We start from the raw sequence: 16,190 nt of genomic DNA on the forward strand, positions 1-16,190 counted from the left end.
ATGGCCCAGCAAACGATAGACCAAACACAAGTAATCCATACCAAACCCAGCGCATTATCATATCGAGAAAAGACGCTGGTGATGGGGATTTTAAACGTAACGCCTGACTCTTTCTCGGATGGCGGAAAATATGACAGCCTGGACAATGCCCTGTTGCACGCGAAAGAGATGATTGATGACGGTGCGCATATCATTGATATCGGAGGCGAGTCGACAAGACCCGGCGCCGAATATGTGTCCGAGGACGAAGAAATGTCCAGAGTAATTCCTGTGATTGAGCGGATTACAAAAGAGCTCGCAGTGCCGATCTCTGTAGATACGTATAAGGCTTCTGTCGCAGATGAAGCTGTTAAAGCCGGCGCTTCGATCATCAATGATATTTGGGGAGCGAAGTATGACCCGAAAATGGCTTCTGTTGCAGCTGAACACAATGTTCCGATCGTTCTCATGCATAACCGCAAAGAGAGAAACTACAACGATTTAATACCGGATATGCTGTCGGACTTAATGGAAAGTGTAAAGATTGCTGTTGAAGCAGGTGTAGAGGAAAAGAACATTATCCTCGATCCCGGCATAGGTTTTGCGAAGGACTATCACGATAATCTGGCAGTCATGAACAAACTTGAAGTTTTCAGCGGACTTGGCTATCCGGTTCTTCTTGCAACCTCCCGGAAAAGATTTATCGGCCGTGTCCTGGATCTTCCGCCTGAGGAGCGGGCTGAGGGCACAGGCGCAACCGTGTGTCTAGGCATTCAAAAAGGCTGTGATATTGTGAGGGTCCATGATGTAAAACAAATAGCCAGAATGGCGAAAATGATGGATGCAATGCTGAACAAGGGAGGGATGCATCATGGATAAAATCTACGTAGAAGGCATGGAGTTTTACGGCTACCATGGTGTGTTAAAAGAGGAGAACAAGCTCGGACAGCGTTTTAAAGTCGATTTAACCGCAGAATTGGATTTAAGCAAAGCGGGACAAACAGACGACCTTGACCAAACCATTAACTATGCCGAGCTTTACCACGTATGTAAAGATATCGTTGAAGGTGAGCCTGTGAAACTAGTGGAAACACTGGCAGAACGTATTGCGGACACTGTCCTGAAGAAATTTCATCAGGTGCAGCAATGTACTGTAAAAGTGATTAAGCCAGATCCGCCAATTCCCGGCCACTATAAATCAGTAGCAATAGAAATCACGAGAAAAAAATCATGAACAATACAGCTTATATAGCCCTTGGATCTAATATTGGAGATAGAGAAACGTATTTACGGCGAGCGGTGGCGATGCTGCATCAACATGAGGCAGTGACAGTCACAAAAGTGTCTTCTATTTACGAAACAGACCCAGTCGGATACGAAGCTCAAGATGAATTTTTAAATATGGCAGTTGAAATCGAGACGGCGCTGAATCCGCTTCAGCTCCTTGAGCTCACGCAGCATATAGAAAATGAATTGGGCAGGACGAGAGAAGTCAGATGGGGTCCGCGGACGGCAGACCTTGACATTTTACTGTTTAATCGTGAAAATATTGAAACAGAGCAACTAATTGTTCCGCATCCGAGAATGTATGAGCGTTTATTTGTCCTCGCACCGCTTGCGGAAATATGCACGCGGGTTGAAAAAGAGGCAAAAAGCGCGGAAACCGACCAAGAAGGTGTAAGAGTATGGAAGCAGAAATCTGGGGTAGACGAATTCGTGCATTCAGAAAGCTGAAAGGTTATACTCAAGAAGGATTTGCGAAAGCGTTAGGTATATCAGTTTCTATTCTCGGCGAAATTGAACGCGGAAACCGATTGCCGTCAGCTGCCATCATTCAAAGCGCAGCAGATGTTTTAAATATAAGCGCGGACGAATTAGCGCCGCCAGAAAATAATAACAAATGAAAGGAGGGGAAAAATGTTTAAAATCGGTGATATTCAATTAAAAAACCGGGTTGTGCTGGCCCCTATGGCCGGTGTCTGCAACTCAGCATTCAGATTGACTGTAAAGGAATTCGGAGCCGGATTGGTCTGCGCTGAAATGATCAGTGACAAAGCGATCCTTTACAACAATGCCAAAACAATGGGTATGCTTTACATTGATGAACGTGAAAAACCGCTCAGCCTTCAAATCTTCGGAGGAAAAAAGGAAACCCTTGTGGAAGCGGCGAAGTTTGTAGACCAGAACACAACTGCTGATATCATTGATATTAACATGGGATGTCCAGTGCCAAAGATTACAAAATGTGATGCGGGAGCAAAATGGCTTCTCGATCCCGATAAGATTTATGAAATGGTTTCTGCAGTAGTAGATGCCGTCGATAAACCAGTCACAGTGAAAATGAGAATGGGCTGGGATGAAGACCACATTTTCGCGGTGAAAAACGCACAGGCTGTCGAGCGTGCGGGCGGAAAAGCAGTTGCACTTCACGGCCGTACAAGAGTGCAGATGTACGAAGGAACTGCAAACTGGGATATTATCAAAGAAGTAAAACAATCTGTATCGATTCCGGTTATCGGGAACGGCGATGTCAAGACGCCGCAGGATGCTAAGCGTATGCTTGATGAAACAGGAGTAGACGGGGTCATGATCGGCCGTGCCGCATTAGGCAATCCGTGGATGATTTACCGTACGGTTCAATACCTTGAAACAGGTGAATTAAAAGAAGAGCCGCAAGTACGCGAAAAAATGGCGGTATGCAAACTGCATCTTGACCGCTTGATTAACTTAAAGGGTGAAAATGTAGCGGTAAGAGAAATGAGAAAACACGCTGCATGGTATCTGAAAGGCATAAGAGGCAATGCGGAGGTTCGTAATGGAATCAATCATTGCGAGACAAGAGAAGAGCTTGTACAGCTTTTAGATGCATTTACTGTTGAAGTTGAGGCAAAAGAGCTTCAAGACGCAAAAGTAGGATAACACTCACCTCTATTTGCTGCTCACTGCCAGTTTTACGCTGGCAGTTTTTCTGCTTTTTTCATGAAACAATATCTGTAATGGAGTGATAACAATGAGTCAAGAAGAGCATAATCATGAAGAATTGAACGACCAGCTGCAAGTCAGACGCGACAAAATGAATCAGATGAGAGAAAACGGTATAGATCCATTCGGCGCACGTTTTGAAAGAACTCATCAATCTGAGCAAATTATTGCGGCATATCAAAATCTAACGAAAGAAGAGTTAGAGGAAAAAGCGATTGAAGTCACAATCGCAGGCCGTATGATGACAAAACGCGGCAAAGGAAAAGCCGGCTTCGCGCACCTGCAGGATTTAGAAGGTCAAATTCAAATCTACGTAAGGAAAGACAGTGTCGGTGACGACCAATATGAAATCTTCAAATCTTCCGACCTTGGCGACCTTATCGGCGTAACCGGAAAAGTGTTCAAAACAAATGTAGGCGAACTGTCTGTAAAAGCAACATCATTTGATTTGCTGACAAAAGCGCTTCGTCCGCTGCCGGATAAATACCATGGTTTAAAAGACGTTGAGCAGCGCTACCGTCAACGCTACTTGGATCTTATCGTAAATCCAGACAGCAAACATACGTTCATCACACGCAGCAAGATCATTCAAGCGATGAGAAGATACCTTGATGATCATGGATACTTAGAAGTAGAAACACCAACTATGCACAGCATTCCAGGGGGAGCCTCCGCGCGTCCGTTCATTACCCATCATAATGCTTTAGATATTCCGCTCTACATGCGTATTGCGATTGAACTGCATCTGAAACGCTTGATTGTCGGCGGTTTAGAAAAAGTATATGAAATCGGCCGTGTTTTCCGTAATGAAGGCGTCTCTACACGCCATAACCCTGAATTTACAATGATTGAATTATATGAAGCGTATGCTGACTATAAAGATATCATGAGCTTAACTGAAAACCTTGTCGCTCATATCGCGCAAGAAGTGCTTGGCACGACGACAATCCAATACGGGGAAGAACAAATCGAACTGAAACCTGAGTGGAAAAGAATCCATATGGTTGACGCAGTCAAAGAAGCGACAGGCGTTGACTTCTGGGAAGAGGTAACTGTTGAGCAAGCCCGTGAATTTGCAAAAGAGCATGGTGTAGAGATTAAAGACTCTATGACAGTGGGCCACATTATAAACGAATTCTTCGAACAAAAAATTGAGGAAACGCTTATCCAGCCAACGTTTATTTATGGACATCCAGTAGAAATTTCTCCTCTTGCTAAGAAAAATCCAGAGGATCCGCGCTTCACAGACCGTTTTGAACTGTTTATCGTAGGCCGTGAGCACGCAAATGCATTCACAGAGCTAAATGATCCTATTGATCAAAGAGAACGCTTTGAAGCCCAATTAAAAGAACGAGAAGAGGGTAATGATGAAGCTCATTTAATGGATGAAGACTTCGTTGAAGCCCTGGAGTATGGCATGCCGCCAACAGGAGGCTTAGGCATCGGGATCGATCGCCTGGTCATGCTGCTGACGAATGCTCCTTCGATCCGAGATGTACTGTTATTCCCGCAAATGAGACAGCGCTAATTTAAAAGAGCGTCAACCTTTCTAATAGAAGGATGACGCTCTTTTATAATTCCTTAGGTTTTTCTTCAAAAAACTATTGCACTATTATTTACAAGGTGGTATATTATTATTCGTTGCCGCTAAACAAGGCGATGACAAAAAAATAACTTCAAAAAAAGTTATTGACTTCAATGATTCAACGAGTTATAATAATAAAGTCGCTTAAACGAAGTGACGAAATGATCTTTGAAAACTAAACAAGACAAAACGTACCTGTTAATTCAAGTTTTATTATAAAATCGCACAGTGATGTGCGTAGTCAGTCAAACTACTTTATCGGAGAGTTTGATCCTGGCTCAGGACGAACGCTGGCGGCGTGCCTAATACATGCAAGTCGAGCGGACAGATGGGAGCTTGCTCCCTGATGTTAGCGGCGGACGGGTGAGTAACACGTGGGTAACCTGCCTGTAAGACTGGGATAACTCCGGGAAACCGGGGCTAATACCGGATGCTTGTTTGAACCGCATGGTTCAAACATAAAAGGTGGCTTCGGCTACCACTTACAGATGGACCCGCGGCGCATTAGCTAGTTGGTGAGGTAATGGCTCACCAAGGCAACGATGCGTAGCCGACCTGAGAGGGTGATCGGCCACACTGGGACTGAGACACGGCCCAGACTCCTACGGGAGGCAGCAGTAGGGAATCTTCCGCAATGGACGAAAGTCTGACGGAGCAACGCCGCGTGAGTGATGAAGGTTTTCGGATCGTAAAGCTCTGTTGTTAGGGAAGAACAAGTACCGTTCGAATAGGGCGGTACCTTGACGGTACCTAACCAGAAAGCCACGGCTAACTACGTGCCAGCAGCCGCGGTAATACGTAGGTGGCAAGCGTTGTCCGGAATTATTGGGCGTAAAGGGCTCGCAGGCGGTTCCTTAAGTCTGATGTGAAAGCCCCCGGCTCAACCGGGGAGGGTCATTGGAAACTGGGGAACTTGAGTGCAGAAGAGGAGAGTGGAATTCCACGTGTAGCGGTGAAATGCGTAGAGATGTGGAGGAACACCAGTGGCGAAGGCGACTCTCTGGTCTGTAACTGACGCTGAGGAGCGAAAGCGTGGGGAGCGAACAGGATTAGATACCCTGGTAGTCCACGCCGTAAACGATGAGTGCTAAGTGTTAGGGGGTTTCCGCCCCTTAGTGCTGCAGCTAACGCATTAAGCACTCCGCCTGGGGAGTACGGTCGCAAGACTGAAACTCAAAGGAATTGACGGGGGCCCGCACAAGCGGTGGAGCATGTGGTTTAATTCGAAGCAACGCGAAGAACCTTACCAGGTCTTGACATCCTCTGACAATCCTAGAGATAGGACGTCCCCTTCGGGGGCAGAGTGACAGGTGGTGCATGGTTGTCGTCAGCTCGTGTCGTGAGATGTTGGGTTAAGTCCCGCAACGAGCGCAACCCTTGATCTTAGTTGCCAGCATTCAGTTGGGCACTCTAAGGTGACTGCCGGTGACAAACCGGAGGAAGGTGGGGATGACGTCAAATCATCATGCCCCTTATGACCTGGGCTACACACGTGCTACAATGGACAGAACAAAGGGCAGCGAAACCGCGAGGTTAAGCCAATCCCACAAATCTGTTCTCAGTTCGGATCGCAGTCTGCAACTCGACTGCGTGAAGCTGGAATCGCTAGTAATCGCGGATCAGCATGCCGCGGTGAATACGTTCCCGGGCCTTGTACACACCGCCCGTCACACCACGAGAGTTTGTAACACCCGAAGTCGGTGAGGTAACCTTTATGGAGCCAGCCGCCGAAGGTGGGACAGATGATTGGGGTGAAGTCGTAACAAGGTAGCCGTATCGGAAGGTGCGGCTGGATCACCTCCTTTCTAAGGATATTTACGGAATATAAGACCTTGGGTCTTATAAACAGAACGTTCCCTGTCTTGTTTAGTTTTGAAGGATCATTCCTTCGAAACGTGTTCTTTGAAAACTAGATAACAGTAGACATCACATTCAATTAGTAACACAAGATATCACATAGTGATTCTTTTTAACGGTTAAGTTAGAAAGGGCGCACGGTGGATGCCTTGGCACTAGGAGCCGATGAAGGACGGGACGAACACCGATATGCTTCGGGGAGCTGTAAGCAAGCTTTGATCCGGAGATTTCCGAATGGGGAAACCCACCACTCGTAATGGAGTGGTATCCATATCTGAATTCATAGGATATGAGAAGGCAGACCCGGGGAACTGAAACATCTAAGTACCCGGAGGAAGAGAAAGCAAATGCGATTCCCTGAGTAGCGGCGAGCGAAACGGGATTAGCCCAAACCAAGAGGCTTGCCTCTTGGGGTTGTAGGACACTCTGTACGGAGTTACAAAGGAACGAGGTAGATGAAGAGGTCTGGAAAGGCCCGCCATAGGAGGTAACAGCCCTGTAGTCAAAACTTCGTTCTCTCCAGAGTGGATCCTGAGTACGGCGGAACACGTGAAATTCCGTCGGAATCCGGGAGGACCATCTCCCAAGGCTAAATACTCCCTAGTGACCGATAGTGAACCAGTACCGTGAGGGAAAGGTGAAAAGCACCCCGGAAGGGGAGTGAAAGAGATCCTGAAACCGTGTGCCTACAAGTAGTCAGAGCCCGTTAACGGGTGATGGCGTGCCTTTTGTAGAATGAACCGGCGAGTTACGATCCCGTGCAAGGTTAAGCAGAAGATGCGGAGCCGCAGCGAAAGCGAGTCTGAATAGGGCGCATGAGTACGTGGTCGTAGACCCGAAACCAGGTGATCTACCCATGTCCAGGGTGAAGTTCAGGTAACACTGAATGGAGGCCCGAACCCACGCACGTTGAAAAGTGCGGGGATGAGGTGTGGGTAGGGGTGAAATGCCAATCGAACCTGGAGATAGCTGGTTCTCTCCGAAATAGCTTTAGGGCTAGCCTCAAGGTAAGAGTCTTGGAGGTAGAGCACTGATTGGACTAGGGGCCCCTACCGGGTTACCGAATTCAGTCAAACTCCGAATGCCAATGACTTATCCTTGGGAGTCAGACTGCGAGTGATAAGATCCGTAGTCGAAAGGGAAACAGCCCAGACCGCCAGCTAAGGTCCCAAAGTATACGTTAAGTGGAAAAGGATGTGGAGTTGCTTAGACAACCAGGATGTTGGCTTAGAAGCAGCCACCATTTAAAGAGTGCGTAATAGCTCACTGGTCGAGTGACTCTGCGCCGAAAATGTACCGGGGCTAAACGTATCACCGAAGCTGCGGACTGTTCTTCGAACAGTGGTAGGAGAGCGTTCTAAGGGCTGTGAAGCCAGACCGGAAGGACTGGTGGAGCGCTTAGAAGTGAGAATGCCGGTATGAGTAGCGAAAGAGGGGTGAGAATCCCCTCCACCGAATGCCTAAGGTTTCCTGAGGAAGGCTCGTCCGCTCAGGGTTAGTCGGGACCTAAGCCGAGGCCGAAAGGCGTAGGCGATGGACAACAGGTTGATATTCCTGTACCACCTCCTCACCATTTGAGCAATGGGGGGACGCAGGAGGATAGGGTAAGCGCGGTATTGGATATCCGCGTCCAAGCAGTTAGGCTGGGAAATAGGCAAATCCGTTTCCCATAAGGCTGAGCTGTGATGGCGAGCGAAATATAGTAGCGAAGTTCCTGATTCCACACTGCCAAGAAAAGCCTCTAGCGAGGTGAGAGGTGCCCGTACCGCAAACCGACACAGGTAGGCGAGGAGAGAATCCTAAGGTGATCGAGAGAACTCTCGTTAAGGAACTCGGCAAAATGACCCCGTAACTTCGGGAGAAGGGGTGCTCTGTTAGGGTGCAAGCCCGAGAGAGCCGCAGTGAATAGGCCCAGGCGACTGTTTAGCAAAAACACAGGTCTCTGCGAAGCCGTAAGGCGAAGTATAGGGGCTGACGCCTGCCCGGTGCTGGAAGGTTAAGAGGAGCGCTTAGCGTAAGCGAAGGTGCGAATTGAAGCCCCAGTAAACGGCGGCCGTAACTATAACGGTCCTAAGGTAGCGAAATTCCTTGTCGGGTAAGTTCCGACCCGCACGAAAGGCGCAACGATCTGGGCACTGTCTCAACGAGAGACTCGGTGAAATTATAGTACCTGTGAAGATGCAGGTTACCCGCGACAGGACGGAAAGACCCCGTGGAGCTTTACTGCAGCCTGATATTGAATGTTGGTACAGCTTGTACAGGATAGGTAGGAGCCTTGGAAACCGGAGCGCCAGCTTCGGTGGAGGCATCGGTGGGATACTACCCTGGCTGTATTGACCTTCTAACCCGCCGCCCTTATCGGGCGGGGAGACAGTGTCAGGTGGGCAGTTTGACTGGGGCGGTCGCCTCCTAAAAGGTAACGGAGGCGCCCAAAGGTTCCCTCAGAATGGTTGGAAATCATTCGCAGAGTGTAAAGGCACAAGGGAGCTTGACTGCGAGACCTACAAGTCGAGCAGGGACGAAAGTCGGGCTTAGTGATCCGGTGGTTCCGCATGGAAGGGCCATCGCTCAACGGATAAAAGCTACCCCGGGGATAACAGGCTTATCTCCCCCAAGAGTCCACATCGACGGGGAGGTTTGGCACCTCGATGTCGGCTCATCGCATCCTGGGGCTGTAGTCGGTCCCAAGGGTTGGGCTGTTCGCCCATTAAAGCGGTACGCGAGCTGGGTTCAGAACGTCGTGAGACAGTTCGGTCCCTATCCGTCGCGGGCGCAGGAAATTTGAGAGGAGCTGTCCTTAGTACGAGAGGACCGGGATGGACGCACCGCTGGTGTACCAGTTGTTCTGCCAAGGGCATCGCTGGGTAGCTATGTGCGGACGGGATAAGTGCTGAAAGCATCTAAGCATGAAGCCCCCCTCAAGATGAGATTTCCCATTCCGCAAGGAAGTAAGATCCCTGAAAGATGATCAGGTTGATAGGTCTGAGGTGGAAGTGTGGCGACACATGGAGCTGACAGATACTAATCGATCGAGGACTTAACCTAATTTCTAATGATGTCACACCTGTTATCTAGTTTTGAGAGAACACTCTCAATTGTTTGGTGGCGATAGCGAAGAGGTCACACCCGTTCCCATGCCGAACACGGAAGTTAAGCTCTTCAGCGCCGATGGTAGTCGGGGGTTTCCCCCTGTGAGAGTAGGACGCCGCCAAGCAATTGCACGTTAGTGCAATTATGGAGGATTAGCTCAGCTGGGAGAGCATCTGCCTTACAAGCAGAGGGTCGGCGGTTCGAGCCCGTCATCCTCCACCATTTGCCGGTGTAGCTCAATTGGTAGAGCAACTGACTTGTAATCAGTAGGTTGGGGGTTCAAGTCCTCTTGCCGGCACCACTTTTATATGATATAATATTCAAGTCTCTTGTAAGAAGAGCCATTAGCTCAGTTGGTAGAGCATCTGACTTTTAATCAGAGGGTCGAAGGTTCGAGTCCTTCATGGCTCACCATTTTTAAGCGGGTGTGGCGGAATTGGCAGACGCGCTAGACTTAGGATCTAGTGTCTTTATGACGTGGGGGTTCAAGTCCCTTCACCCGCATTATATAGGATGACAGTTATAAAAACTGGACATCCTGTCTGCGGAAGTAGTTCAGTGGTAGAACACCACCTTGCCAAGGTGGGGGTCGCGGGTTCGAATCCCGTCTTCCGCTCCAACTATACCATCCACGCCGGGGTGGTGGAATTGGCAGACACACAGGACTTAAAATCCTGCGGTAGGTGACTACCGTGCCGGTTCAAGTCCGGCCCTCGGCATTATAATTTGCGCCCGTAGCTCAATTGGATAGAGCGTTTGACTACGGATCAAAAGGTTAGGGGTTCGACTCCTCTCGGGCGCGCCATATATTTTATCGATATGGGAAATCGGGAAGTAGCTCAGCTTGGTAGAGCACATGGTTTGGGACCATGGGGTCGCAGGTTCGAATCCTGTCTTCCCGACCATTTTTAAGGGGCCTTAGCTCAGCTGGGAGAGCGCCTGCTTTGCACGCAGGAGGTCAGCGGTTCGATCCCGCTAGGCTCCACCAAAAAAGATTTAAAAAAGTTGTTGACTTTGAGAAAGCGATATTATATAATAATAAAGTTGCTTTAACAAAGCGATAAACAAAATGATCTTTGAAAACTAAACAAGACAAAACGTACCTGTTAATTCAAGTTTTATTATAAAATCGCACAGTGATGTGCGTAGTCAGTCAAACTACTTTATCGGAGAGTTTGATCCTGGCTCAGGACGAACGCTGGCGGCGTGCCTAATACATGCAAGTCGAGCGGACAGATGGGAGCTTGCTCCCTGATGTTAGCGGCGGACGGGTGAGTAACACGTGGGTAACCTGCCTGTAAGACTGGGATAACTCCGGGAAACCGGGGCTAATACCGGATGCTTGTTTGAACCGCATGGTTCAAACATAAAAGGTGGCTTCGGCTACCACTTACAGATGGACCCGCGGCGCATTAGCTAGTTGGTGAGGTAATGGCTCACCAAGGCAACGATGCGTAGCCGACCTGAGAGGGTGATCGGCCACACTGGGACTGAGACACGGCCCAGACTCCTACGGGAGGCAGCAGTAGGGAATCTTCCGCAATGGACGAAAGTCTGACGGAGCAACGCCGCGTGAGTGATGAAGGTTTTCGGATCGTAAAGCTCTGTTGTTAGGGAAGAACAAGTACCGTTCGAATAGGGCGGTACCTTGACGGTACCTAACCAGAAAGCCACGGCTAACTACGTGCCAGCAGCCGCGGTAATACGTAGGTGGCAAGCGTTGTCCGGAATTATTGGGCGTAAAGGGCTCGCAGGCGGTTCCTTAAGTCTGATGTGAAAGCCCCCGGCTCAACCGGGGAGGGTCATTGGAAACTGGGGAACTTGAGTGCAGAAGAGGAGAGTGGAATTCCACGTGTAGCGGTGAAATGCGTAGAGATGTGGAGGAACACCAGTGGCGAAGGCGACTCTCTGGTCTGTAACTGACGCTGAGGAGCGAAAGCGTGGGGAGCGAACAGGATTAGATACCCTGGTAGTCCACGCCGTAAACGATGAGTGCTAAGTGTTAGGGGGTTTCCGCCCCTTAGTGCTGCAGCTAACGCATTAAGCACTCCGCCTGGGGAGTACGGTCGCAAGACTGAAACTCAAAGGAATTGACGGGGGCCCGCACAAGCGGTGGAGCATGTGGTTTAATTCGAAGCAACGCGAAGAACCTTACCAGGTCTTGACATCCTCTGACAATCCTAGAGATAGGACGTCCCCTTCGGGGGCAGAGTGACAGGTGGTGCATGGTTGTCGTCAGCTCGTGTCGTGAGATGTTGGGTTAAGTCCCGCAACGAGCGCAACCCTTGATCTTAGTTGCCAGCATTCAGTTGGGCACTCTAAGGTGACTGCCGGTGACAAACCGGAGGAAGGTGGGGATGACGTCAAATCATCATGCCCCTTATGACCTGGGCTACACACGTGCTACAATGGACAGAACAAAGGGCAGCGAAACCGCGAGGTTAAGCCAATCCCACAAATCTGTTCTCAGTTCGGATCGCAGTCTGCAACTCGACTGCGTGAAGCTGGAATCGCTAGTAATCGCGGATCAGCATGCCGCGGTGAATACGTTCCCGGGCCTTGTACACACCGCCCGTCACACCACGAGAGTTTGTAACACCCGAAGTCGGTGAGGTAACCTTTATGGAGCCAGCCGCCGAAGGTGGGACAGATGATTGGGGTGAAGTCGTAACAAGGTAGCCGTATCGGAAGGTGCGGCTGGATCACCTCCTTTCTAAGGATATTTACGGAATATAAGACCTTGGGTCTTATAAACAGAACGTTCCCTGTCTTGTTTAGTTTTGAAGGATCATTCCTTCGAAACGTGTTCTTTGAAAACTAGATAACAGTAGACATCACATTCAATTAGTAACACAAGATATCACATAGTGATTCTTTTTAACGGTTAAGTTAGAAAGGGCGCACGGTGGATGCCTTGGCACTAGGAGCCGATGAAGGACGGGACGAACACCGATATGCTTCGGGGAGCTGTAAGCAAGCTTTGATCCGGAGATTTCCGAATGGGGAAACCCACCACTCGTAATGGAGTGGTATCCATATCTGAATTCATAGGATATGAGAAGGCAGACCCGGGGAACTGAAACATCTAAGTACCCGGAGGAAGAGAAAGCAAATGCGATTCCCTGAGTAGCGGCGAGCGAAACGGGATTAGCCCAAACCAAGAGGCTTGCCTCTTGGGGTTGTAGGACACTCTGTACGGAGTTACAAAGGAACGAGGTAGATGAAGAGGTCTGGAAAGGCCCGCCATAGGAGGTAACAGCCCTGTAGTCAAAACTTCGTTCTCTCCAGAGTGGATCCTGAGTACGGCGGAACACGTGAAATTCCGTCGGAATCCGGGAGGACCATCTCCCAAGGCTAAATACTCCCTAGTGACCGATAGTGAACCAGTACCGTGAGGGAAAGGTGAAAAGCACCCCGGAAGGGGAGTGAAAGAGATCCTGAAACCGTGTGCCTACAAGTAGTCAGAGCCCGTTAACGGGTGATGGCGTGCCTTTTGTAGAATGAACCGGCGAGTTACGATCCCGTGCAAGGTTAAGCAGAAGATGCGGAGCCGCAGCGAAAGCGAGTCTGAATAGGGCGCATGAGTACGTGGTCGTAGACCCGAAACCAGGTGATCTACCCATGTCCAGGGTGAAGTTCAGGTAACACTGAATGGAGGCCCGAACCCACGCACGTTGAAAAGTGCGGGGATGAGGTGTGGGTAGGGGTGAAATGCCAATCGAACCTGGAGATAGCTGGTTCTCTCCGAAATAGCTTTAGGGCTAGCCTCAAGGTAAGAGTCTTGGAGGTAGAGCACTGATTGGACTAGGGGCCCCTACCGGGTTACCGAATTCAGTCAAACTCCGAATGCCAATGACTTATCCTTGGGAGTCAGACTGCGAGTGATAAGATCCGTAGTCGAAAGGGAAACAGCCCAGACCGCCAGCTAAGGTCCCAAAGTATACGTTAAGTGGAAAAGGATGTGGAGTTGCTTAGACAACCAGGATGTTGGCTTAGAAGCAGCCACCATTTAAAGAGTGCGTAATAGCTCACTGGTCGAGTGACTCTGCGCCGAAAATGTACCGGGGCTAAACGTATCACCGAAGCTGCGGACTGTTCTTCGAACAGTGGTAGGAGAGCGTTCTAAGGGCTGTGAAGCCAGACCGGAAGGACTGGTGGAGCGCTTAGAAGTGAGAATGCCGGTATGAGTAGCGAAAGAGGGGTGAGAATCCCCTCCACCGAATGCCTAAGGTTTCCTGAGGAAGGCTCGTCCGCTCAGGGTTAGTCGGGACCTAAGCCGAGGCCGAAAGGCGTAGGCGATGGACAACAGGTTGATATTCCTGTACCACCTCCTCACCATTTGAGCAATGGGGGGACGCAGGAGGATAGGGTAAGCGCGGTATTGGATATCCGCGTCCAAGCAGTTAGGCTGGGAAATAGGCAAATCCGTTTCCCATAAGGCTGAGCTGTGATGGCGAGCGAAATATAGTAGCGAAGTTCCTGATTCCACACTGCCAAGAAAAGCCTCTAGCGAGGTGAGAGGTGCCCGTACCGCAAACCGACACAGGTAGGCGAGGAGAGAATCCTAAGGTGATCGAGAGAACTCTCGTTAAGGAACTCGGCAAAATGACCCCGTAACTTCGGGAGAAGGGGTGCTCTGTTAGGGTGCAAGCCCGAGAGAGCCGCAGTGAATAGGCCCAGGCGACTGTTTAGCAAAAACACAGGTCTCTGCGAAGCCGTAAGGCGAAGTATAGGGGCTGACGCCTGCCCGGTGCTGGAAGGTTAAGAGGAGCGCTTAGCGTAAGCGAAGGTGCGAATTGAAGCCCCAGTAAACGGCGGCCGTAACTATAACGGTCCTAAGGTAGCGAAATTCCTTGTCGGGTAAGTTCCGACCCGCACGAAAGGCGCAACGATCTGGGCACTGTCTCAACGAGAGACTCGGTGAAATTATAGTACCTGTGAAGATGCAGGTTACCCGCGACAGGACGGAAAGACCCCGTGGAGCTTTACTGCAGCCTGATATTGAATGTTGGTACAGCTTGTACAGGATAGGTAGGAGCCTTGGAAACCGGAGCGCCAGCTTCGGTGGAGGCATCGGTGGGATACTACCCTGGCTGTATTGACCTTCTAACCCGCCGCCCTTATCGGGCGGGGAGACAGTGTCAGGTGGGCAGTTTGACTGGGGCGGTCGCCTCCTAAAAGGTAACGGAGGCGCCCAAAGGTTCCCTCAGAATGGTTGGAAATCATTCGCAGAGTGTAAAGGCACAAGGGAGCTTGACTGCGAGACCTACAAGTCGAGCAGGGACGAAAGTCGGGCTTAGTGATCCGGTGGTTCCGCATGGAAGGGCCATCGCTCAACGGATAAAAGCTACCCCGGGGATAACAGGCTTATCTCCCCCAAGAGTCCACATCGACGGGGAGGTTTGGCACCTCGATGTCGGCTCATCGCATCCTGGGGCTGTAGTCGGTCCCAAGGGTTGGGCTGTTCGCCCATTAAAGCGGTACGCGAGCTGGGTTCAGAACGTCGTGAGACAGTTCGGTCCCTATCCGTCGCGGGCGCAGGAAATTTGAGAGGAGCTGTCCTTAGTACGAGAGGACCGGGATGGACGCACCGCTGGTGTACCAGTTGTTCTGCCAAGGGCATCGCTGGGTAGCTATGTGCGGACGGGATAAGTGCTGAAAGCATCTAAGCATGAAGCCCCCCTCAAGATGAGATTTCCCATTCCGCAAGGAAGTAAGATCCCTGAAAGATGATCAGGTTGATAGGTCTGAGGTGGAAGTGTGGCGACACATGGAGCTGACAGATACTAATCGATCGAGGACTTAACCTAATGTCTAATGATGTCACACCTGTTATCTAGTTTTGAGAGAACACTCTCAATTGTTTGGTGGCGATAGCGAAGAGGTCACACCCGTTCCCATGCCGAACACGGAAGTTAAGCTCTTCAGCGCCGATGGTAGTCGGGGGTTTCCCCCTGTGAGAGTAGGACGCCGCCAAGCAATTAACGAAAGGGCAGCTCATATGAGCTGCCCTTTTTTGCGTTCTGCTTATTGGTATCATAAAATTTCATTTAGTTATATAATATAATAACTTCACAGAGAAATTTTAAGTGAATAATCAGGTTTTATGGATTTAGAAAATGGAAATACTTAAGATAGAGCGAGAAAGTTGAAAATTCTCGAAAAACACCTTATAGTAAGATTAAAGTCAAATATAGTCAAAGTCAATAAAGGAGGGGGTTGAGTGGGACATAATATTTCTGACATCATTGAACAGTACTTGAAACAAGTGTTAGATCAAAATGGCAAGGAAATTTTAGAAATTAAACGTAGTGAAATTGCAGATAAATTTCAATGTGTTCCTTCCCAAATAAATTATGTCATCAACACCAGATTTACAAGCGAGAGAGGATATATTGTTGAGAGCAAACGCGGGGGCGGCGGTTACATCAGAATCATTAAAATTAAAATGAATAATGAAGTTGTCCTAATCAATAATATTATTTCTCAAATTAATACCCATTTGTCTCAAGCAGCCTCTGATGACATTATTTTAAGGCTATTAGAAGACAAGGTGATTTCTGAAAGAGAAGCAAAAATGATGGTCAGCGTGATGGATCGCTCAGTACTGTACATTGATTTGCCTGAACGTGATGAATTAAGAGCGAGAATGATGAAAGCTATGCTGACCGCTTTAAAATTAAAATAAGCGGGTGAA

At 49.3% G+C, this 16,190-nt stretch carries 7 protein-coding genes, 9 tRNA genes and 6 rRNA genes; all 22 read left to right on the forward strand.

Annotated elements, in window-relative coordinates:
• The 22 genes from folP to ctsR all read left to right on the forward strand — a co-directional run bounded on the left by folP (position 1) and on the right by ctsR (position 16,181).
• Positions 1-858, forward strand: a complete 858-nt coding sequence (gene folP, locus P3L57_RS00455) for a dihydropteroate synthase (RefSeq protein ID WP_044153463.1) — start codon at positions 1-3, stop codon at positions 856-858.
• Positions 851-1,213: a dihydroneopterin aldolase gene (gene folB / locus P3L57_RS00460; protein WP_044153461.1), complete on the forward strand. Its 363-nt coding sequence runs from the start codon at positions 851-853 to the stop codon at positions 1,211-1,213. Before folP ends, folB begins: the two co-directional genes overlap by 8 nt.
• A complete protein-coding gene (gene folK / locus P3L57_RS00465; protein ID WP_059334687.1) occupies positions 1,210-1,713 on the forward strand; it encodes a 2-amino-4-hydroxy-6-hydroxymethyldihydropteridine diphosphokinase in 504 nt (167 codons plus the stop codon). The genes folB and folK overlap by 4 nt, the downstream gene beginning before the upstream one ends.
• On the forward strand, positions 1,665-1,883 hold the full coding sequence (locus tag P3L57_RS00470) for a helix-turn-helix domain-containing protein (RefSeq protein ID WP_024123645.1): 219 nt from the start codon (positions 1,665-1,667) through the stop codon (positions 1,881-1,883). The genes folK and P3L57_RS00470 overlap by 49 nt, the downstream gene beginning before the upstream one ends.
• Positions 1,884-1,896: 13 nt before the next feature.
• Entirely contained in the window at positions 1,897-2,898 is a 1,002-nt protein-coding gene (dusB, locus tag P3L57_RS00475) for a tRNA dihydrouridine synthase DusB (protein ID WP_024123646.1), read from the forward strand.
• Between the two features lie 91 nt (positions 2,899-2,989).
• Positions 2,990-4,489: a lysine--tRNA ligase gene (lysS, locus tag P3L57_RS00480; RefSeq protein WP_044153457.1), complete on the forward strand. Its 1,500-nt coding sequence runs from the start codon at positions 2,990-2,992 to the stop codon at positions 4,487-4,489.
• Positions 4,490-4,801: 312 nt separating this feature from the next.
• A 16S ribosomal RNA gene (locus P3L57_RS00485) occupies positions 4,802-6,351 on the forward strand.
• A gap of 169 nt (positions 6,352-6,520) precedes the next feature.
• A 23S ribosomal RNA gene (locus P3L57_RS00490) occupies positions 6,521-9,448 on the forward strand.
• A 53-nt stretch (positions 9,449-9,501) separates the two neighbouring features.
• Positions 9,502-9,617: ribosomal RNA gene (gene rrf / locus P3L57_RS00495) — 5S ribosomal RNA — on the forward strand.
• A 22-nt stretch (positions 9,618-9,639) separates the two neighbouring features.
• Positions 9,640-9,715: transfer RNA gene (locus P3L57_RS00500), tRNA-Val, on the forward strand.
• A 3-nt stretch (positions 9,716-9,718) separates the two neighbouring features.
• Positions 9,719-9,794: transfer RNA gene (locus P3L57_RS00505), tRNA-Thr, on the forward strand.
• 37 nt (positions 9,795-9,831) lie between these two features.
• Positions 9,832-9,907: transfer RNA gene (locus P3L57_RS00510), tRNA-Lys, on the forward strand.
• 7 nt (positions 9,908-9,914) lie between these two features.
• Positions 9,915-9,997: transfer RNA gene (locus tag P3L57_RS00515), tRNA-Leu, on the forward strand.
• A gap of 40 nt (positions 9,998-10,037) precedes the next feature.
• Positions 10,038-10,112 (forward strand) — tRNA-Gly (locus tag P3L57_RS00520).
• 14 nt (positions 10,113-10,126) lie between these two features.
• Positions 10,127-10,212 (forward strand) — tRNA-Leu (locus P3L57_RS00525).
• Positions 10,213-10,221: 9 nt separating this feature from the next.
• A tRNA-Arg gene (locus P3L57_RS00530) sits at positions 10,222-10,298 on the forward strand.
• 23 nt (positions 10,299-10,321) lie between these two features.
• A tRNA-Pro gene (locus P3L57_RS00535) sits at positions 10,322-10,398 on the forward strand.
• Positions 10,399-10,405: 7 nt separating this feature from the next.
• Positions 10,406-10,481, forward strand: a tRNA-Ala gene (locus P3L57_RS00540).
• A 175-nt stretch (positions 10,482-10,656) separates the two neighbouring features.
• Positions 10,657-12,206: ribosomal RNA gene (locus P3L57_RS00545) — 16S ribosomal RNA — on the forward strand.
• Between the two features lie 169 nt (positions 12,207-12,375).
• Positions 12,376-15,303: ribosomal RNA gene (locus tag P3L57_RS00550) — 23S ribosomal RNA — on the forward strand.
• A gap of 53 nt (positions 15,304-15,356) precedes the next feature.
• Positions 15,357-15,472, forward strand: a 5S ribosomal RNA gene (gene rrf, locus P3L57_RS00555).
• Together the 16S, 23S and 5S rRNA genes with 9 tRNA genes alongside form the textbook arrangement of a ribosomal RNA operon.
• A 244-nt stretch (positions 15,473-15,716) precedes the next feature.
• Positions 15,717-16,181 carry a transcriptional regulator CtsR gene (gene ctsR, locus P3L57_RS00560; RefSeq protein WP_010332747.1) on the forward strand — a complete coding sequence of 155 codons (465 nt, stop codon included), beginning with the start codon at positions 15,717-15,719 and terminating at the stop codon, positions 16,179-16,181.
• Positions 16,182-16,190 lie beyond the last annotated feature (9 nt).

This window comes from Bacillus sp. B28, from assembly GCF_029536185.1.
GTDB classification, from domain to species: Bacteria; Bacillota; Bacilli; order Bacillales; family Bacillaceae; genus Bacillus; species Bacillus halotolerans.

What these genes read in the sequence shown, in the direction of transcription:
- folP (WP_044153463.1), top strand. Translation starts at nt 1, where the DNA reads ATGGCCCAGCAAACGATAGACCAAACACAAGTAATCCATACCAAACCC.
- folB (WP_044153461.1), top strand. Translation starts at nt 851, where the DNA reads ATGGATAAAATCTACGTAGAAGGCATGGAGTTTTACGGCTACCATGGT.
- folK (WP_059334687.1), top strand. Translation starts at nt 1,210, where the DNA reads ATGAACAATACAGCTTATATAGCCCTTGGATCTAATATTGGAGATAGA.
- P3L57_RS00470 (WP_024123645.1), top strand. Translation starts at nt 1,665, where the DNA reads ATGGAAGCAGAAATCTGGGGTAGACGAATTCGTGCATTCAGAAAGCTG.
- dusB (WP_024123646.1), top strand. Translation starts at nt 1,897, where the DNA reads ATGTTTAAAATCGGTGATATTCAATTAAAAAACCGGGTTGTGCTGGCC.
- lysS (WP_044153457.1), top strand. Translation starts at nt 2,990, where the DNA reads ATGAGTCAAGAAGAGCATAATCATGAAGAATTGAACGACCAGCTGCAA.